Consider the following 18319-nt stretch of genomic DNA (forward strand, 5'->3'; position numbering starts at 1 on the left):
CGAGTTTAACGGGAGGGTTGATGGAGATCCGGGACATCCGCGCGGTGCTGTTCGACATGGATGGGACGTTGGTCGACTCCGATGCGGTCGTCGACCGGAGTTGGAGTCGGTGGGCGGGTGAGTACGGGCTGTCCGCGGCGGAGGTGGTGGCGGTCGCGCACGGTAACCCGGGGGCGGCGACGATCGCGCGGTTCCTGCCGGACGCGACGCCGGCCGAGCGGGCCGCGGCGTGGGCGCGGGTGTTCGACTTGGAGGTCAGTGACGTCGAGGGTGTGGTGGCGACGCCGGGCGCGGTGGAGCTGATCGGGACGCTCGAACGGATCGGCCTGCCGTGGGCCGTCTACACGAGTGCGCCGGCGCAGCTCGCGAAGATCCGGCTGACCGCCGCCGGGATCGCGCCGCCGGTCCTCGTCACCATCGACGACGTCGACCACGGAAAGCCCGATCCGGAGGGCTACCTGGGGGCCGCGGGCATTCTCGGCGTACCGGCGGAGCGCTGCCTGGTGGTCGAGGACACCGTCGTCGGTCAGACCGCCGGGCAGGCGGCCGGCGCGCTGACGGCCGGGCTCAAGGGCATCGCGGCCGACCTCGAACTGCCCGACCTGCGCCAGCTCGATGGGCTCTTCAAAGGTCTGGAATGACCGCCGGCTCGGCGGCCGCGGTGGACGCCGGGGCCCGCGGGGACGAGGTACGGATCGGAATCGCGCTGTCCGCGATGGGTTTCGTCCTGGCCGGGCTCGGCGCGTGCGTGGCGATCCTCGCCCGCGATCTGAACGAGCCGACCAGCCGGCTCACGCTGCTGTCATCGGGGTTCGCGATCGGGCTGATGCTGGTGGCGTTCGCCGGCCCGTGGTTGCTACGGAGGTGGCCGGTCACCACTGTCCTCGGGTTCGGGTCGGTTATCTGTGCGGTCGGTGCGGTGCTGATCGCAGTCGGTCCTACGTACGCCGCGGTGATCGGTGGCGGGCTGTTGGTCGGGTTGGGCGGTGCATTACTCGTGCTGGTTGCACCGCTGATGCTGAACGGTCCGATGGCTGACAAGCGGCTCAGCCGTGTCAACGCAGTCGCCAGTGGAGTCGGCATCCTCGCACCGGTCACCATCGGCGTACTGGACGGGCTGGGTCCATCCGGTCGGCTTGCAATGCTGCTTGCCGCGCCACCACTTCTGTACCTAGCTCTGCGCACCCGCCGACGACAAACAGCTCAGCCAGCAACCGCGCAGGACCCGGTCCCGGTGCTGATCGACTCCGCCCCAGCCGTAGGGCTGGGCCGGAAGTGGCGGCGCGTCGGACGGCGGGTAGTCGTGGATGTCGGAGTCGGGTGGCTGCGGGTGGTGCTGGCCGTCGCAGTCGAGTTCTGCTTCGTGGTCTGGGCAGTAGCGCGACTGGTGGCCTCCGGGCTGCCAACTGCCACAGCTGCGCTGCTCGGAAGCTCGTTCCCGATCGGCATGGCGGTTGGCCGGGCAGTAGGCCCGATCCGTTGGCGTGGCTGGTCGCCGGTGATGCCGTCTGGCGCGCTGGCAGCGTGCGGCACGCTGCTGGTCAGTCTGTTCGACTCCCCGGCCGTGGTCGCGCTCGGTCTGGTCGTGGCGGGCCTTGGCGTCGCTCCGCTCTACCCGGTGACGGTGGCGGCTCTGGTCGCTCTTCCAGGTCTCAGCTCAGCCCGCCTAGCCGCCATCGGCGCGCTGGCGTCGGGTACGGCGATCCTGCTCGCCCCCGCGGCCCTGGCCGTACTAGCCCGCGTACTGGACCTCCGACTGGCGTACCTGGTGACGCTCCCGCTGATCGCTGTTCTTTTCGTCCTCAGCCGTCGATCCGGTCGTTCCTCGTTCGTGTAGTGGGTGACAGCCCCCGAAACGAACGAGGTGACAAAATGAAGGTCCTCCTGGACGGCCTGGGGATTCCCGAGTCGGCACGCTGGCACGACGGCCGGCTGTGGTTCGCCAACTGGATCGACCAGCAGGTGGTGACTGTCGACGCCGGCGGCAAGGTGGAGTACGCCGATGCGCCGGCCGGACGCCTGATGGGCTGGTCGATCGACTGGTTGCCGGACGGCCGGATGCTCATGACCGGCGACAAGCTGCGCCGCTTCGAGCCCGACGGGACGGTCACGGTGCTCGCCGAGCAAGGGGCGAACGAACTCGTGGTGGATGCCCAGGGCAACATCTATCTGAACGGCGCCGACTTCGACTTCGCCGGTGGTGAAGCGCCGAAGCCCGGGTGGATCAAGCTGGTCACGCCCGACGGGCGGGTCCGGCAGGTCGCGGACGACATCCAGTTCCCGAACGGGATGGTACTCACGCCGGACGGCCGTACCTTGGTGATCGCCGAGTCGTTCGCCGGCCGGCTGACCGCGTTCGACGTCGCGCCGGACGGCGGCCTGTCGAACCGCCGGGCGTACGCCGAGAACCTCGGCCCGGACGGGATCTGCCTGGATGCCGAGGGCGCGATCTGGGTGCAGACCGGCGGTACGGCGGTCGTCCGGGTGGCCGCCGGCGGCGAGATCCTGGACCGCGTCGAGTTGTCCGAGGACCGGGCGCCGTTCGCGCTCACACTGGCCGACTTCGACGGCCCGACGCTCTGCATCCTCACCGCCGAGTGGCGAACGAACGACGGCATCACCGACAACCTCACCCGCCTCACCACCGGCCCCCGCACCGGCCAGGTCCTCACCACCCCAGCCCCCGCCCCACCAGCCGCCCGCTGAGGCGCGCACCCGGCATCCGTCGGCCGCCGACCGGCATCCGTCGGCCGCTGACCGGGCATCCGGCGACCAGCCGTGTCCGGGCGCTAAGATCAGGTCCCATGGAGTGCTTCGCCGCCGAGCGTACCCGGCGCTGACCCCGGCCCACGACCCGTGCCTGCGCGCGGGTGGGCCGGTCGCGCCTGCCCGGATTCTCCTTCACTCGCGAGAGGCACTCCGCATGGACATTCGTCCGTACGCCAGCACCGACCTGAACCAGCTCATCGACCTGACCATCGCCACGTTCGGCCCGTTCTACGAGGATTCCTTCCGGCCGCTGGTCGGTGACCTGATCTTCACCCGCCAGCACGGCGACTGGCGCGGGGACTACCGCAAGCAGCTCCCCGGATTGCACGACCCCGAGCAGCACAAGTACGTCGCCGTGGCCGAGCAGGGCGGTGTACTAGCCGGGTACGTCGCCTGGCACGTCGACCTGAGTCGCGAGCACGGCACGATCGAGCTGCTCGCGGTCGGTAGCGAGCAGCGCCGGTCGAACCTCGCCACCAGTCTCTGTGAGCACGCCTTCGCGGCGCTGCGTGCCGAGGGCGCTCGGTACGTCGAGATCAGCACCGGCGGGGACGCGTTCCACGCCCCGGCCCGTGCGTTCTACGAGAGCCTCGGCTGCATCAAGCTCCCCGTGGCCGTGTACTTCAGAGAGCTTTAGCCTTCCGGGAGCTCTAAACCGGAAGGTCGTACCGGCGGAGGAGGTCCCGCAGCGCGGGGACGCCGGCGGACAGGTCGTACGCCTCGGCGCGGAGGCCTACGGTCGCGGCGGCGGCCACGTTCGCCTGGCTGTCGTCGATGAACAGGACCTCCGACGCCGGTACGTCGATGGTGCTCAGGATCGCGCGGAAGTACGCCGGATCCGGCTTGGCCAGGCCCAGGTCGCAGGAGTAGAACGTCTGGTCGAACCAGGCCCCGTACCCGCGCTCGTCCTGCATGATCGCCCGCCGGTACGCGTGCTGGTTGGTGGCCAGATGGCACTGCACGCCGGCGGTACGCAGCGTGCCGACCAGCTCGATCGCCGCGGGCTCCGCGGCGAACCAGGTCCACGGCTCGAACGCCTCGTCGACGGTCGACGCCGAGTTCCAGCGGCGGAGTACGTCGCCGAGCGCCTCCCGGAAGTCACCCTTCCCGACCAGCGCCGGCCGCTCCGCCGCCATCAGATCGGCGATGAACGCCTCGGAGTCGGCGGGTACGAGCGAGCCCAGCCGGGCGAACCAGTCGAAGGTGGCGCGCTGGAGCACACCGTCGGCATCGAACAGGACAGCAACAGGGGTCATGCGCCTCATCTTGTCATCGGAGCCTTGACCGGTTCAGTGGTATGCGCTTACCTAATGGCTACGTAAACATCGGTGCACACCTTCCGGCGAAATCCAACAGAAAGCGCCAGGTGAGGCAATGACCCTGAGCAGAAGGAAGTTCCTCGCGGCCGGCACCGCCCTGGCCGCCGCGGGTCTCACTGGCTGCGGCTCGCGCAGTTCGCTGGGCGGATCGAACGAACTCAGCATGTGGACCTGGACCGGGTCGGTGAACGACGGCCTGATCGGGCAGGCGGAGAAGGCGATCCCCGGGGCCGACGGGATGAAGCTCGCGATGACCCGGATCGGCTCGAACTACAAGACCAAGGTGCTGACCGCGCTGGCCGGCAAGTCGCTGGTCCCGGACATCGTCGCGATCAACGACGACGTCGCCACCTACTTCCCGAACGCCGACCAGTTCCACGACCTGTACGAGCTCGGTGCCAAGGAGCTCGAGAAGGACTTCCTGCCCTGGAAGTGGAAGTGGGGCGTCACGCCGGCCGGCAAGATGCTCGGGTACCCGATGGACACCGGCCCGACGGCGCTGTTCTACCGCACGGACATCTTCCAGAAGGCCGGGATCGACGTCGACCCGGGCGCGGTCGCCCAACTCGCGCCGGACTGGGACACCTACATCGCGCTCGGGAAGAAGCTCAAGCAGGCCGTACCCGGTTCCGCGATCACCGACAACATCAGCGGCATCTACTCGTACCGGATGGCTCAGCAGCCGAAGCGGTACATGACGCCGGACGGGAAGTACATCGGCGATCAGGACCATGTCCGGCAGGCGTTCGACCTGGCCGTGCGCGTGATCAAGGAAGGGCTGTCGGCGAACGCGCAGAACTCGACCGACAAGAACGCCGTGGTCACCAACGGGAAGCTGGTCGCGTACAACGCCGCCGTCTGGTGGGCGCAGCTCGGCCCGAAGAATGCCGCGCCGAAGACCAAGGGACTGTGGAAGGTGACGGCGGCTCCCGGTGGCGCCGGCAACCGTGGTGGTTCGTTCCTCGGGATCACCAAGTACTGCAAGAACCCGAAGGCCGCGTTCGCGTTCATCAGCTGGCTGGAGTCGGCGAAGAACCAGGCCGAGGCGTTCCTCGATCCCGTACTCTTCCCGTCCACCCCGGCCAGCTACACCGACTCCCGGCTGTCGGCGCCCGATCCGTTCTTCGGTGGGCAGCGGATCGTCGACGTGTTCGCGGATTCCGCCAAGAAGTACCCCGGCGCGTTCTTCTCGCCGTACGACTCGATCATCGACACGCCGATCGGCGCCGAACTGGTGAACGTCGAAGCGGCCGGCAAGAACCCCGACCAGGCCTGGGCGGACGCTCAGCACCAGATCGAGCGCGAGCTCACCAGGGCGGGGGCGATCTGAGATGGCCGTGACCAGCAAGGCCGTACCGGCATCACTCGGTGCCACGACCGAGTCCACTGACAAGCGGCCGAACAAGTACCGGCAGGCACTGCCGCAGTACACCGCCGTCGCGCCGTTCTTCATCCTGTTCGCGATCTTCGGCGCGTTCCCGGTGCTGTTCTCGATCTGGATCTCGTTCCACTCCTGGGACGGGATCGGCCCGATGAAATGGGTCGGCCTCGCGCAGTACCAGTACCTGCTCACCGATGCCACGTTCTGGAAGACGATCGGCAACACCCTGATCATCTGGGTACTGTCGACCGTACCGATGCTGCTGCTCGCACTGGTGATCGCGAACGCGCTGCACAACGCCACCCGGCTCCGGACCTTCTACCGGATCGCGTACTTCATCCCGAACATCACCTCGGTGGTCGCGATCACCCTGGTGTTCGGCTCGATCTTCAGCAACAACTTCGGCCTGCTGAACGCGTTCCTGCAGTCGATCGGCCTCGGCCAGGTCGACTGGCTGACGCAGCCGTGGGGGATCAAGATCGCGATCGCCACCATCGTCACCTGGCGCTGGGTCGGCTACAACGCGATCATCTACCTGGCCGGCCTGCAGGCGATCTCGGCCGACGTGTACGAGGCCGCGAAGATGGACGGCGCGAGTCCACGGCAGACGTTCTGGCGGATCACCGTACCGATGATGCGGCCGGTGATCCTGTTCACCGCGGTCACCTCGACGATCGGCGGCCTGCAGATCTTCACCGAGTCCCGGGTGCTGTTCGGCGACACCAGCAGCATCGGCGGACCGGGCGACGCCGGCCTGACCATCGTCTCGTACCTGTACCAGAGCGCGTTCATCAAGAACCAGTTCGGGTACGGGGCCGCCGTCGGCTGGGCGCTGTTCATCCTGATCGTGCTGTTCAGCATCATCAACTGGCGGCTGATCGGCGGCCGGGACGAGGAGCGGCTGACCCGACGCGCCGCTCGGCGGGTGGAACGCAAGATCGCAGCCCAGAATGCCAAGAGGGAGGCCGCAGATGTCCATTGAGCGAATCCGCACCGCCGTGGGTCACGTCGTGCTGATGCTCGGTGTGCTCGTCTCGCTGTTCCCGTTCTACTGGATGGTGGTGATGGCCTCCAACACCACCCCGGACATCTTCAGTTACCCGCCAAAACTCTGGATCGGTTCGCACCTGTTCGAGAACATGGGCAAGGTGCTCGACAACATCGACTTCTTCGGCTCGATGCTGCTCACCCTGATCGCGTCGCTCGGCGTCACCGTGCTGGTGCTGTTCTTCGACTCGCTGGCCGCGTTCGCGTTCGCCAAGTACCGGTTCCCGGGCCGGAATTTCCTGTTCGCGCTGCTGCTCGCGACCTTCATGATCCCGAGCCAGCTGTCGCTGGTACCGCAGTTCGTCACGCTCGCCGAGTTCGGCTGGATCGGGTCGCTGAAGGCGCTGATCATCCCGGGCGCGGCGAACGCGTTCGGGATCTTCTGGATGCGCCAGTACGCCAGCGGCGCGATCCCGGACGAGCTGATCGCGGCCGCCAAGGTGGACGGCGCCGGGTTCTTCCGGCAGTACCTGACCGTCGGCCTGCCGGTGCTCCGGCCCGGCCTGGCGTTCCTCGGCATCTTCACCTTCATCAACGTCTGGAACGACTACCTCTGGCCGCTGATCGTGATGACGGACCCGAACCGGCTCACCCTGCAGGTCGCGCTGGACCAGCTGAACGGCGTGTACGGCACCGACTACTCGATGGTGATGGCCGGTGCGCTGATGAGCGTCATCCCCCTGATCGGCGTCTTCCTGATCGGCGGCCGGCACTTCATCGCCGACCTCGCGGCAGGCGCCATGAAGTTCTGACCTGACCACAACGACAACGGGACACCTTTTGACTGACACCAAGCTCCGCTGGGGCATCCTCGGCACCGGCAACATCGCATCCCGGTTCGCCTCGCAGGTGCCGACGTCGAAGACCAACGAGGTCGTCGCCGTCGGCAGCCGGTCGCAGGAGTCGGCGCACACCTTTGCCGATAAATGGGACATCGCCAACCGGCACGGCTCGTACGCCGGGCTGCTCGCCGACGAGGCCGTCGACGCGGTCTACATCGCCACCCCGCACCCGATGCACGTCGAGTGGGCGATCAAGGCGGCCGAAGCCGGCAAGCACCTACTGTGCGAGAAACCGCTGGCGATCAACCGGGCCTGGTCCGAGGCGATGATCGAGGCAGCGGTCCGCAACGACGTCTTCCTGATGGAGGCGTACATGTACCGGTGCCTGCCGCAGACCAAGCTGATCGCCCAGCTGGTCCGCGACGGTGAGCTCGGCACCGTGCACCAGATCCAGGCCACGTTCGCGTTCGCCGCCGGGTACCGGCCGGAGAGCCGGATCTTCGCCGACGACCTGGCCGGCGGCGGCATCCTCGACGTCGGCGGGTACCCGGTGTCGATGGCGCGCCTGATCGCCGGCGCGAACGTCGGTCAGCCGTTCCTGGATCCGGCCGCGGTCACCGCGGTCGGCCACGTCGGCGACACCGGCGTGGACGAGTGGACGGTGGCGACGCTGTTCTTCGACAGTGGCGTGACCGCCCAGGTCAGCACCGGCGTACGCCTCGCCGATCAGAACCAGGTCCGGATCTTCGGCAGCGAGGGGTATCTCGTGGTCGAGGACCCGTGGTTCGGCGGCGACGGCAAGCCGACGCACGTCACCCTGCACAAGGTGGGGGAGGAGCCGCGGGAGATCTCCGCGGAGCCGGCGCTGATCTACGCGGCCGAGGCCGAGGCGGTACAGGCGGCGATCCAGTCCGGGGCGAAGCAGGCGCCGGAGATGAGCTGGGCGGACACGTTCGGCAACCTGACCGTGCAGGACCAGTGGCGGGCGGCGATCGGCCAGCAGTACGCGAGCGAGCGGGAGGACGTACAGGTCCCGACCGCGACCGGTCGGCCGCTGACCCGGCGCGCCGACGCCCCGATGACGTACGGAAAGGTGCCTGGCCTGGACAAGCAGGTGTCGCGCCTCGTCATGGGCGTGGACAACCAGCAGACGCTGCCGCACGCGGCGGTGGTGTTCGACGACTTCGTCGAGCGCGGCGGGACCACGTTCGACACCGCGTACATCTACGGCGGCGGGCGCGGTGAGAAACTGCTCGGCCAGTGGATGGCGTCGCGCGGCAATCGCGACGAGGTGGTTGTCATCGGCAAGGGCGCGCACACGCCGCACTGCGACCCGGAGTCGATCACCCGGCAGCTCGAGGAGAGCCTCGAACGGCTGCAGACCGACCACGTCGACCTGTACCTGATGCACCGGGACAACGAGGAGATCGCGGTCTCGGAGTTCGTCGACGTCCTGGACGAGCATTTCAAGGCCGGCCGGATCAAGGCGTACGGCGGATCGAACTGGACCACCGCGCGCTTCGACGAGGCGAACGCGTACGCCGAGGCGAACAGCAAGCAGCCGTTCACGCTGCTGAGCAACCACCTCAGCCTCGCGCGGGCGTACGACGTGCCGTGGGCCGGCTGCCGGCATGTGGCCGACGACGAGTCGCAGGCGTGGTTGCGGGAGCGGCAGGTCGCGCTGTTCCCGTGGTCGAGCCAGGCGCGCGGGTTCTTCACCGGGCGGGCCAAGCCGGAGGACACCTCGGACCAGGAACTGGTGCGCTGTTTCTACTCCGGCGAGAACTTCCGTAGACTCGACCGGGCCCGGGAACTCGCGGCCGCGAAGGGCGTCGAGCCGACCGCGATCGCACTGGCCTGGTTGCTGCACCAGCCGTACCCGGTGTTCCCGCTGATCGGGCCGCGGCACGTCAGCGAGACCCGGACCTCGACACCTGGTCTTTCGGTCACGCTGACGGACGAGGAAGTGGCCTACCTCACTGCCTGACAGGCCCTGGACCGACGAATTGGTCGTGTGCTGACAGCCATGTAACATGATCTGTCGGAGTCACGACCCTGAACACGGAGAATCATGTCTAAGAAGTGCGATGTCTGCGGCAAGCAGCCGACGTTCGGCAACAGCGTTGCCCGTCTGGGTAAGGGCGCGATGATCCGCCGGGTCAAGGCTCGTACGCCGCGGCGGTTCAACCCCAACATCCAGCCGGTCCGGGCCATCATCAAGGGCACCCCGACCCGGATGAAGGTCTGCACGTCCTGCATCAAGGCCGGCAAGGTCCAGCGCGTCGTCGGCTGACCCTCAGCTCTCCTCCGTGTAGGTCCTGCCAATAGGCGCCCGGGTTTTCCCCGGGCGCCTATTCACGTTTGCTCCCGGCTCGCGGTTCTTCACCGCTGGCAGGTTGTTTCACCGCTGGCGTGTTGTAGGCCGCCAGCGGTGAAACAACCCGTCAGTCGGCTCGTCGGGCGACGACGGTGAGCTCGTTGCGGTTGTGGTGGAGTTGGCGGGCGTGGTGGATGGTGTAGGTGGCGCGCAGGGTTTGCAGGGCGTGGCGGGTGGCGTCCAGGGGGTTCTGGCCGCCGCCTTTCAGGGTGATGACCGCCAGGCCGCGCGGGCGCAGGTGGGCGGCGGCGTCGAGCATCATCCGGGCGCTGGTCTGCTGATCCATCCGCATGTCGTTCACGACCACGTCGAAACGGACGCGGTTGGCGGCGAAGAACCGGCCGGCCGTGGTCTGTTCGTGGTGGATCCGGCGGTCGGAGCGCAGCCGCGGGTCGAGCGAGCCGGGGTCGACCGACCACACCTCCTGACCGTGCTGCCGCAGAATCCGCGTCCAGCCGCCCGGGGAGGCGCCGAGGTCGAGCGCCTTTCCACCCTTCGGCAGCTCCAGACCGAAGGTCGCGATCGCCTCTTCCAGCTTGAACTCCGACCGGGACACCCGGTCCTTGCCGCGCGCGAGCCGCATCTGCCCGCCTGGCCAGTCCGACAGGCTGTCCGCGAGCCGGTTCACGCCGAGCAGCAGCTGCTTGCCCGCGACCACGGCGGACACCACCACCTCTTGGCCGGAGCGTTCGCTCGTCACCCCGCGGGTCGCCAGCGCGTCGGCGATCAGCCGCCGGTACGTCCCGCCCGTACCCCCGTCGTCGATCCACGCCTGGACCGCGACCGTACGACCGGTGAGCTCGTCGAGCAGCGTCGTCGCCAGCTCCGGCTCGGTCGGAAGATCATCGAGCGCGTACCCGGCGATCTCCCGGGTCAGGTGCCGGACGAACATGATGCGGCCTTCGTCACACGCCGTGGCCACCTGCTCTACCGGGACGGTGCTGTCCGCGAGCCGCGCGACCTCCGCGCCGAGCCGCTCGAACCGGTGTTCGCCGGGAAATGCCTCCCGGATCTCCCGCACCGCGTACCGGTAACTGTCGGACGCGAACGAGAACAAGATCGAGCAAGGCACAACACATGGTAAGCGGACGGGTTAGCCTTCCGGGCGTGGAGGAACTGACCGTCGACGTGTTGCGGGCGTGGGCCCGGACCGCGCTGGCCGAGCTGGCCCGGGCGCGGACCGAGATCGACGAGCTGAACGTGTACCCGGTGCCGGACGGTGACACCGGGACCAACCTCTACCTGACCTGGGAGGCGGCCTGTGACGCGCTGCCGAAGGGAAAGCTGACTTTCGGCGAGGCGATCGAGGCGTTCGGTCGCGGCGCGCTGCTCGGCGCGCGCGGCAACTCCGGCGTGATCACCTCCCAGCTGATCCGCGCCTGCGGCCAGCGGCTGAACCAGAACCTCCCGGGCGACGGCGGGGATCGATCGATGAGCGAGGCGGCCGCGTTCGCGGACGCGCTCACGTACGCCGCCGACGCCGCGTACGGGGCGGTCGCGCAGCCGGTCGAGGGCACGATGCTGACCGTCGCCCGGGTGGCCGCGGCCGCCGCGACGACCGCCGCGAACGACGGCAAGTCGCTCGCCGACGTGTGCCTCGCCGCGGTCGCGTCCGCGCGGCAGGCACTCACCAGGACCACCGAACAGCTCGACGTACTGCGGCGCGCGGGCGTTGTCGACGCCGGGGGAGCGGGTCTGGTCGTGATCCTCGGCGCGATGGAGTCGGTGCTGACCGGGCGGCACGTCCACGTCACCGTACCGGCGCGGGTCGAGCCGCGCGGCGAAGACAGCGCCGGCGTCGACGGACCGGCGTACGAGGTGATGTACCTGCTCGATGCGCCCGACGACACCATCGGCGACTTCCGGCGTACGCTCGCCAGGCTCGGTGACTCGGTCGTGGTCGTCGGCGGCGACGGGCTCTGGAACGTGCACGTCCACACCGATGACGTCGGCGCGGCGATCGAGACCGGGATCGGGATCGGCCGCCCGCACCGGATTAGGGTCACGCACTTCGCGGATCAGGTACACCAGCACGAGCCCACGCCCGGCCGCGCGGTGATCGCGGTGGTGGCCGGCGACGGGCTGGCCGCGCTGTTCGGCGCGGCCGGCGCCCGGGTGATCCGCGGCGGTCCCGGCCGGCGGTGCTCGACCGGCGAGCTGCTGCAGGCGATCGAGGTGTCGAAGGCGGCCGAGATCGTGATCCTGCCGAACGACCACGACTCGATCGCGGTCGCCGAGGCCGCCGCCACCGCGGCCCGCCAGGACGGCATCAGGGTCGCGGTGATCCCGACCCGGGCCCAGGTACAGGGCCTGGCCGCGATCGCGGTGCACGACCCGGACCGCAGCTTCGACGACGAGGTCGTCCATCTGTCGGCCGCCGCCGGGCAGACCCGGCACGGCGCGGTCACGATCGCGGTCAAGGACGCGTGGACGATGGCCGGCCGGTGCCGGCCCGGCGACGCGCTCGGCGTGGTGGACGGCGATTTCGCGTTGATCACCGAGGATCTGGAGGCGGCCGCGATCGGCGTCGTCGACCGGCTGCTCGGCGGTGGTGGTGAGTTGCTCACCATCGTCACCGGCCGGGACGCCGACCCGGCGCTGGCCGCGGCGGTCGAGCGGCATGTCCGCCGGGACCGCAAAGATGTCGACGTGATGGTGTACGACGGAGGCCAGGACAGGTACCCGTTGCTGATCGGGGTGGAATGAGGTTTCCGGAATGAAGGTGCTGGGATGAAGGTGCTGGTATGAAGGCGGACATGGACCGGAAGCTCCGCGACTTCCTCGGCGCCAAGACGGCCAAGACCTTCTCGGAGGTGCTCGCGATCGAGACCGTCGGCGAGCTGCTGCGGCACTACCCGCGGCGGTACCTGAAGAAGGGCGAGCTGACGCCGTTCGACGAGCTGGAGGTCGGCGACCAGGCGACCGTGAACGGCCGGGTGAAGAAGGTGTCGGCCCGCGCGCTCGACACCAAGATCGAGATCCGGCCGGACGAGGTACACAAGTTCCGGAAGAAGCGGACCATCACCAAGGTCGTCGTCACCGACGGGCGCAACGACCTGGAGGCGGCGTTCTTCAACCAGCCCTGGCTGCTGACGAAGCTGACACCCGGCACCTCGGCCCTGTTCTGGGGCGAGGTGACGATGTTCCGCGACATCATGCAGCTGAAGAACCCGGGTACCGAGGTTCTTGACGAGGAAGATCTGACCGAGGCCGAGATCGAGCGCCGGGCCCGGCCGTACCGGCCGCTCTACCCGGCCACCTCGAAGTTGCCGACCGCAACGATCGAGCGGTCGGTGAAGATCGTGCTGGACAGCCTGGACGACCGGATCGACGACCCGGTCCCGGAGTTGATCCAGCGGAACGAGAAGCTGCTCGGGCTGCGGGACGCCTTGCAGAAGGTGCATCTGCCGGATACCGAGAAAGATATTCACGACGCGCAGCAGCGGTTCCGGTTCGAGGAAGCGCTGGTGATGCAAACGATCCTGGCCCAGCGGCGCGCGGTGACCGACGCGCTGAACGCCGTGCCGAGGCCACGGGTCGCGGGCGGTCTGCTGGACGAGTTCGACCAGCGGCTGCCGTTCGAGCTGACTGAAGGGCAGGGTGAGGTCGGCGAGGAGATCTTCGCCGATCTGGCCCGGCCGCATCCGATGCACCGGCTGTTGCAGGGCGAGGTCGGTTCCGGCAAGACGGTCGTCGCGCTGCGGGCGATGCTGTCGGTGGTCGACAACGGCGGGCAGGCCGCGCTGCTCGCGCCGACCGAGGTGCTGGCCGTTCAGCACCACAAGACGCTGACGAAGATGCTCGGCGACCTGGCCGAGGAGGGCATGCTCGGCGGCGCTGAGCACGCGACCAAGATCGGCCTGCTGACCGGCTCGCTGAACGCGGCCGGCCGGCGGACGGCGATGCTGGACGCGGCCAGTGGCGCCGCCGGGATCGTGGTCGGTACGCACGCGCTGCTCGAGGACAAGGTGCAGTTCGCCGATCTCGGGCTGGTGGTGGTCGACGAGCAGCACCGGTTCGGCGTCGAGCAGCGGGCCGCGCTGAGCGCGAAGTCCGGCGAGAATACGCCGCACGTGCTGGTGATGACCGCGACCCCGATCCCGCGGACCGTGGCGATGACGGTGTTCGGCGACCTCGCCGTCTCGACCCTTACCCAGCTGCCGGCCGGGCGCTCGCCGATCCAGTCGTCGGTGGTCCCGGCGAAGGAGAAGCCGGAGTGGCTGCAGCGGGCCTGGATCCGGGTCCGCGAGGAGGTCGGCAAGGGGCATCAGGTGTACGTGGTGTGCCCGCGGATCGGCGACGACGTGAAGAACGCCAAGGACGAGGAAGGCGAACTGCTTGAAGCCGACGAAGGCGGCAAGAAGCAGGCCCGGCCGCCGATCTCGGTGCTGCAGGTGTCCGAGGCGCTTGCGGAGATCCTGCACGGCCTGCGGATGGAGGTGCTGCACGGGCGGTTGCCGGCTGACGAGAAGGACGCGGTGATGACCCGGTTCGCGGCCGGCGAGGTGGACGTACTGATCGCGACGACCGTGATCGAGGTCGGGGTCGACGTACCGAACGCGTCGACGATGGTGATCATGGACGCCGACCGGTTCGGGATCTCGCAGTTGCACCAGTTGCGCGGCCGGGTCGGGCGGGGGAAGGTGCCCGGGCTGTGCCTGCTGGTGACGGACCTGTGGGCCGGGTCCAAGTCGTACGGTCGGCTGGACGCGGTCGCATCGACGACCGACGGGTTCGAGCTGTCCCGGATCGACCTGGAGACGCGGCGCGAGGGCGACGTACTCGGAGTGGCCCAGTCGGGCCGGCGCAGCAGCCTGAAACTCCTCAGCGTGCTCCGCGACGAGGACGTCATCTTCGCCGCTCGCCACGTCGCCCAGTCCATCGTCTCGGTCGACGCCGACCTGACCGACTACCCAGCGCTACGCTCGTCCGTACGCACCGCCCTGGAGTCCGAGACCACCGAGTACCTGGAGAAAACGTGACGCGCATCGTCGGCGGAGCGGCCGGTGGGCGGCGGATCGCGGTGCCGGCGGGGAGTGGGACGCGGCCGACGGCGGATCGGGTTCGGGAGGCGTTGTTCTCCTCGCTGGAGTCGGAGTTCGGGAGCTTCGACGGGCTGGCGGTACTCGATCTGTACGCCGGGTCGGGCGCGATCGGGCTGGAGGCGCTGTCCCGGGGTGCCGCGCGAGTGGTGCTGGTCGAGTCGGACCGGCGGGCCGCGGAGGTGGTCGCGGCGAACCTCAAAACCGTCGGGCTTCCGGGCGCGACCCTGTTGACCCGACCGGTGGAGAAGGTGGCCGCGGGCGATCCGCCGGCGGTATTCGATCTCGTTTTCGCGGACCCGCCGTACAAGCTGGAGACGGCCGAGCTGCAGGACGTACTCACCGGCCTCGCCGCGAACGGCTGGCTGGCCGCCGACGCGGTGGTCGTGGTCGAGCGCGGCAAGCGGGAGCCGTGGGACTGGCCGGCCGGCTTCGCCGCGCTTCGGGATCGCAAGTACGGCGAGGCCCGGCTTTGGTACGGTCACCGCCATGGCGAGAGCAGCGAGGCCCCGGCATGAGTAAGGCCGTTTTCCCGGGCACCTTCGACCCGCCGACGGTCGGGCATCTGGACATCGTCACCCGCGCCGCTGCCGCGTTCGGCGAGCTGATCGTCGCGACCGGGGTGAACCAGTCGAAGAACCGGTTGTTCGGGCCGCAGGAGCGGATCGAGATGCTGACCGAGCTGGTCGCGCCGTTCCCGAACGCCCGGGTCGGTACGTTCGACGGCCTGCTGGTCGACTACTGCCGGGCCGAGGGCGCCGGCGTGATCGTGAAGGGCCTGCGCTCGGCCGCCGACTACGACTACGAGCTGCAGATGGCGCAGCTGAACCGGCGGATGACCGGGGTGGACACGGTGTTCCTGCCGACCGCTCCGGAAAACGCTTTCATCTCCTCCAGCTGGGTCAAGGAGATCGCCCGGCTGGGCGGCGACGTCAGCACGTTCGTGACCCCGGCAGTTCACGCACGGTTACTCGCCAAGCTCTGACGATCCACCAGTGCCCTGCGCCGGAGCACTAGGATCACCCCGGATTGGGCGGTACGCCGGGGAGTTGGTAGTCTTGACAACCGGTCTCGACGAGACCGAGATCATGCCTGCCCACGCCTGAAAGGTTTGCCCTGAGCGTCTTGGACCCGCGGTCCCCACTCGTGATCGATACCCACGAGCTGACACGCCGTGCCGGGTTCCAGCGCGAGGTCACCTTCACGGCGGCGGCGCCGGTCGATCTCGGAATCGACGTGATCGGCGTACCCGAAGGGGATCCGATCCAGTTCGATCTACGGCTGGAATCGGTCGTCGAAGGGGTGCTCGTGACCGGAACGGCCAGTGGCCGCCTGGTCGGGGAGTGCGCGCGGTGCCTGGTCGACATCGAGGACGAGTTCCTCGCCGACGTCCAGGAGCTGTACGTCTACCCGGAGAGCGACGCCGAGCCCGACGAGGCCAGCCGGATGGAGGGCGATCTGATCGACCTCGAGCCGGTGCTGAGGGACCAGGTGGTGCTCGCGCTGCCGTTCCAGCCGTTGTGTACGGACGACTGTCCGGGACTGTGCCCCGAGTGTGGGGTGCGCCTGGCGGACGAGCCCGGGCACACGCACCAGGAGCGGACCGACCCACGCTGGGCCGCGCTTGACGGGTTGCTCCGGCAGGACGACCAGAAAAACTAGATAGACCAACCAAGCGGGCCGATCACCCGCACTGATCGAGGAGTCGTTAACCGTGGCCGTTCCGAAGCGGAAGATGTCGCGCAGCAACACCCGGAGCCGCCGGGCGCAGTGGAAGACGACTGCCCCGTCGCTGGTGACCTGCGTGAACCCCGCCTGCCGCGCGAAGCACCTGCAGCACACCGTTTGCCCGAACTGCGGCCAGTACGGTGCCAAGGGCGAGCGCCGCCAGGTCGTCGAGAGCTAAACGGCACCAGTCACAGTGAATTCGGTCAACGAAACGGGGCTCTACGCCGAGCTGAATCAGCGGCTCGGCGTATCGCTGGCTGACAATTTGCTGGAGCACGCCTTCACCCACCGCTCGTACGCGTACGAGAACGGCGGGTTGCCGACGAACGAGCGGCTGGAGTTCCTCGGGGACTCCGTGCTCGGCGTCATCGTCACGGAGTCGCTGTTCCGAAACCACCCGGACCTGAGCGAAGGCCGCCTGGCCAAGCTGCGGGCCGCGGTGGTCAACATGCGTGCGCTCGCGGGGGTCGCCCGCGAGCTCAAGCTCGGCAAGTACCTGCGCCTCGGCCGTGGTGAGGAAGCCACCGGCGGCCGGGACAAGTCGTCGATCTTGGCCGACTGCGTCGAGGCGCTGATCGGTGCCGTCTACCTGGACCGCGGCTTCGAGGTCGCGGGCGGGGTGGTGCACCGGCTGTTCGACGACCTGATGGAGTCGTCGGCCCGCCTGGGCGCCGGCCTGGACTGGAAGACCTCGCTGCAGGAGCTGGTCGCCCAGCTCGGCGTGGGCGTGCCGGAGTACGTGATCGCGGAGTCCGGTCCGGACCACGCGAAGACGTTCGAGGCCCGGGTCCGGATCGGGTCCGACACGTACGGGCACGGCATCGGCCGGAGCAAGAAGGAAGCCGAGCAGCAGGCCGCCGAGACCGCCTGGAAGGCTCTGCGCGCCGCGCACCCGGACAGCGTGGACCCCTCGCAGCAGCCGTAGGTGCCCGAGCTTCCGGAAGTAGAAGTCGTTCGACGGGGACTGGCCGAGTTCACCACCGGCCGGACCATCGACACCGTCGAGGTGCTGCACCCTCGCCCGGTGCGGCGCCATCTCGCCGGCCCGGAGGATTTCGCCTCCCGGCTGAAGGGCCAGGTGCTCGCCGAGCCGGCCCGCCGCGGCAAGTACCTGTGGCTGCCGCTGACCTCCGGTGACGCGGTGCTCGCCCATCTCGGCATGAGCGGCCAGTTCCGGGTCCAGCCGTCCGGCGCGCCGGACGAACCGCACCTGCGGGTCCGGTTCCGGTTCGCCGACGGCGGCGGAGAGGTCCGGTTTGTGGACCAGCGGATGTTCGGTGGTCTGTCCTACGCCGAGGGCGGCGCCGAGCTGCCGGCCGAGATCGCGCACATCGCCCGCGACCCGTTCGATCCGCTGTTCGATCCGGACTCCGCGGTGGCGAAACTGCGCCGCCGCCGGACCGGCCTGAAGCGGGCGCTGCTGGACCAGACGGTGGTCAGCGGGATCGGCAACATCTATGCCGACGAGGCACTCTGGCGGGCCAAGCTGCACTACGCGCGGGCGACCGAAACGATGAAACCCTTTCAGGCAAAGGAGATCCTCGCGCAGGCGTACGCGGTGATGTCCGAGGCGCTGATCGTTGGTGGTACCAGCTTCGACGCCCTGTACGTCAACGTGAACGGGGAATCCGGCTACTTCGAGCGCGGCCTGAACGTGTACGGGCAGGAGGGATCGCCGTGCCCGCGGGACGGCCGGCCGATCCGTCGCGAGCCGTTCATGAACCGTTCGTCCTACCGCTGCCCGAGATGTCAGCCGGTTCCCCGGCATGTCCGCTGGTGAGGCGAGGTATCGTTAACAAATGTGGCCCAGGTTGACCCGTCGCCCTCGCCGGTGTCACCCTGAAAGACGGCACACACTTTCGGCGCTCCCTCGT

The 18319-nt window shown here is 68.8% G+C and carries 19 protein-coding genes; 17 read left to right on the forward strand and 2 right to left on the reverse strand.

Translation table 11 applies throughout. From position 1 onward, the window contains the following. Positions 1-20: 20 nt before the first annotated feature. The 4 genes from HDA44_RS01750 (at position 21) to HDA44_RS01765 (ending at position 3406) form a co-directional block, all read left to right on the forward strand. Positions 21-641, forward strand: coding sequence for an HAD-IA family hydrolase (locus HDA44_RS01750; protein ID WP_184830706.1), 621 nt, complete (start codon positions 21-23; stop codon positions 639-641). Beyond that, complete coding sequence (locus tag HDA44_RS01755) at positions 638-1837, forward strand: MFS transporter (protein WP_184830707.1); 1200 nt, start codon at positions 638-640, stop codon at positions 1835-1837. The genes HDA44_RS01750 and HDA44_RS01755 overlap by 4 nt, the downstream gene beginning before the upstream one ends. Positions 1838-1872: 35 nt before the next feature. Further along, positions 1873-2706 (forward strand): SMP-30/gluconolactonase/LRE family protein, encoded by an 834-nt coding sequence (locus HDA44_RS01760; RefSeq protein ID WP_184830709.1) that lies wholly within the window; start codon positions 1873-1875, stop codon positions 2704-2706. Between the two features lie 217 nt (positions 2707-2923). Then, positions 2924-3406, forward strand: coding sequence for a GNAT family N-acetyltransferase (locus HDA44_RS01765; RefSeq protein ID WP_184830711.1), 483 nt, complete (start codon positions 2924-2926; stop codon positions 3404-3406). A gap of 13 nt (positions 3407-3419) precedes the next feature. On the opposite strand, the gene HDA44_RS01770 is transcribed toward HDA44_RS01765, so the two are convergent. After that, positions 3420-4025: an HAD family hydrolase gene (locus tag HDA44_RS01770; RefSeq protein WP_184830713.1), complete on the reverse strand. Its 606-nt coding sequence runs from the start codon at positions 4023-4025 to the stop codon at positions 3420-3422. A 118-nt stretch (positions 4026-4143) separates the two neighbouring features. On the opposite strand from HDA44_RS01770, the gene HDA44_RS01775 reads away from it, so the two are divergent. The 5 genes from HDA44_RS01775 to rpmB all read left to right on the forward strand — a co-directional run bounded on the left by HDA44_RS01775 (position 4144) and on the right by rpmB (position 9591). Continuing rightward, positions 4144-5418 (forward strand): ABC transporter substrate-binding protein, encoded by a 1275-nt coding sequence (locus tag HDA44_RS01775; RefSeq protein ID WP_184830715.1) that lies wholly within the window; start codon positions 4144-4146, stop codon positions 5416-5418. A gap of 1 nt (position 5419) precedes the next feature. Next, on the forward strand, positions 5420-6451 hold the full coding sequence (locus tag HDA44_RS01780) for a carbohydrate ABC transporter permease (protein ID WP_184830717.1): 1032 nt from the start codon (positions 5420-5422) through the stop codon (positions 6449-6451). Further along, positions 6441-7268, forward strand: a complete 828-nt coding sequence (locus HDA44_RS01785) for a carbohydrate ABC transporter permease (protein ID WP_184830719.1) — start codon at positions 6441-6443, stop codon at positions 7266-7268. Before HDA44_RS01780 ends, HDA44_RS01785 begins: the two co-directional genes overlap by 11 nt. A 28-nt stretch (positions 7269-7296) precedes the next feature. After that, positions 7297-9285, forward strand: coding sequence for an aldo/keto reductase (locus HDA44_RS01790; RefSeq protein ID WP_184830721.1), 1989 nt, complete (start codon positions 7297-7299; stop codon positions 9283-9285). Positions 9286-9369: 84 nt separating this feature from the next. Next, positions 9370-9591, forward strand: a complete 222-nt coding sequence (gene rpmB, locus HDA44_RS01795; RefSeq protein ID WP_184830723.1) for a 50S ribosomal protein L28 — start codon at positions 9370-9372, stop codon at positions 9589-9591. Positions 9592-9742: 151 nt separating this feature from the next. Here rpmB and HDA44_RS01800 read toward each other — a convergent pair whose 3' ends face one another. Further along, positions 9743-10747: an SAM-dependent methyltransferase gene (locus HDA44_RS01800; RefSeq protein WP_184830725.1), complete on the reverse strand. Its 1005-nt coding sequence runs from the start codon at positions 10745-10747 to the stop codon at positions 9743-9745. 35 nt (positions 10748-10782) lie between these two features. Here HDA44_RS01800 and HDA44_RS01805 point away from each other — a divergent pair, with 35 nt between their 5' ends. From HDA44_RS01805 to mutM, 8 genes are all read left to right on the forward strand, one after another. Further along, positions 10783-12381 carry a DAK2 domain-containing protein gene (locus HDA44_RS01805; protein ID WP_337905584.1) on the forward strand — a complete coding sequence of 533 codons (1599 nt, stop codon included), beginning with the start codon at positions 10783-10785 and terminating at the stop codon, positions 12379-12381. Positions 12382-12419: 38 nt separating this feature from the next. Beyond that, the gene (recG, locus tag HDA44_RS01810; RefSeq protein ID WP_184830729.1) at positions 12420-14657 is read left to right on the forward strand and encodes an ATP-dependent DNA helicase RecG; all 2238 of its coding nucleotides are present in this window, start codon (positions 12420-12422) and stop codon (positions 14655-14657) included. Then, entirely contained in the window at positions 14654-15235 is a 582-nt protein-coding gene (gene rsmD, locus HDA44_RS01815; protein WP_184830731.1) for a 16S rRNA (guanine(966)-N(2))-methyltransferase RsmD, read from the forward strand. Before recG ends, rsmD begins: the two co-directional genes overlap by 4 nt. Next, a complete protein-coding gene (gene coaD / locus HDA44_RS01820) occupies positions 15232-15702 on the forward strand; it encodes a pantetheine-phosphate adenylyltransferase (protein ID WP_184830733.1) in 471 nt (156 codons plus the stop codon). The genes rsmD and coaD overlap by 4 nt, the downstream gene beginning before the upstream one ends. Before the next feature lie 161 nt (positions 15703-15863). Then, on the forward strand, positions 15864-16379 hold the full coding sequence (locus HDA44_RS01825; RefSeq protein ID WP_184830735.1) for a YceD family protein: 516 nt from the start codon (positions 15864-15866) through the stop codon (positions 16377-16379). 52 nt (positions 16380-16431) lie between these two features. Beyond that, on the forward strand, positions 16432-16623 hold the full coding sequence (rpmF, locus tag HDA44_RS01830) for a 50S ribosomal protein L32 (protein WP_130387616.1): 192 nt from the start codon (positions 16432-16434) through the stop codon (positions 16621-16623). A 15-nt stretch (positions 16624-16638) separates the two neighbouring features. Further along, on the forward strand, positions 16639-17370 hold the full coding sequence (gene rnc / locus HDA44_RS01835) for a ribonuclease III (RefSeq protein WP_184830737.1): 732 nt from the start codon (positions 16639-16641) through the stop codon (positions 17368-17370). Continuing rightward, entirely contained in the window at positions 17371-18225 is an 855-nt protein-coding gene (gene mutM, locus HDA44_RS01840; protein WP_184830739.1) for a bifunctional DNA-formamidopyrimidine glycosylase/DNA-(apurinic or apyrimidinic site) lyase, read from the forward strand. Positions 18226-18319 lie beyond the last annotated feature (94 nt).

This window comes from Kribbella solani, from assembly GCF_014205295.1.
GTDB classification, from domain to species: domain Bacteria; phylum Actinomycetota; class Actinomycetes; order Propionibacteriales; family Kribbellaceae; genus Kribbella; species Kribbella solani.

Excerpts from the sequence above, each read along its gene's own strand:
- HDA44_RS01750 (WP_184830706.1), top strand. The coding sequence starts at position 21 with ATGGAGATCCGGGACATCCGCGCGGTGCTGTTCGACATGGATGGGACG.
- HDA44_RS01755 (WP_184830707.1), top strand. The coding sequence starts at position 638 with ATGACCGCCGGCTCGGCGGCCGCGGTGGACGCCGGGGCCCGCGGGGAC.
- HDA44_RS01760 (WP_184830709.1), top strand. The coding sequence starts at position 1,873 with ATGAAGGTCCTCCTGGACGGCCTGGGGATTCCCGAGTCGGCACGCTGG.
- HDA44_RS01765 (WP_184830711.1), top strand. The coding sequence starts at position 2,924 with ATGGACATTCGTCCGTACGCCAGCACCGACCTGAACCAGCTCATCGAC.
- HDA44_RS01770 (WP_184830713.1), bottom strand. The coding sequence starts at position 4,025 with ATGACCCCTGTTGCTGTCCTGTTCGATGCCGACGGTGTGCTCCAGCGC.
- HDA44_RS01775 (WP_184830715.1), top strand. The coding sequence starts at position 4,144 with ATGACCCTGAGCAGAAGGAAGTTCCTCGCGGCCGGCACCGCCCTGGCC.
- HDA44_RS01780 (WP_184830717.1), top strand. The coding sequence starts at position 5,420 with ATGGCCGTGACCAGCAAGGCCGTACCGGCATCACTCGGTGCCACGACC.
- HDA44_RS01785 (WP_184830719.1), top strand. The coding sequence starts at position 6,441 with ATGTCCATTGAGCGAATCCGCACCGCCGTGGGTCACGTCGTGCTGATG.
- rpmB (WP_184830723.1), top strand. The coding sequence starts at position 9,370 with ATGTCTAAGAAGTGCGATGTCTGCGGCAAGCAGCCGACGTTCGGCAAC.
- recG (WP_184830729.1), top strand. The coding sequence starts at position 12,420 with ATGAAGGCGGACATGGACCGGAAGCTCCGCGACTTCCTCGGCGCCAAG.
- coaD (WP_184830733.1), top strand. The coding sequence starts at position 15,232 with ATGAGTAAGGCCGTTTTCCCGGGCACCTTCGACCCGCCGACGGTCGGG.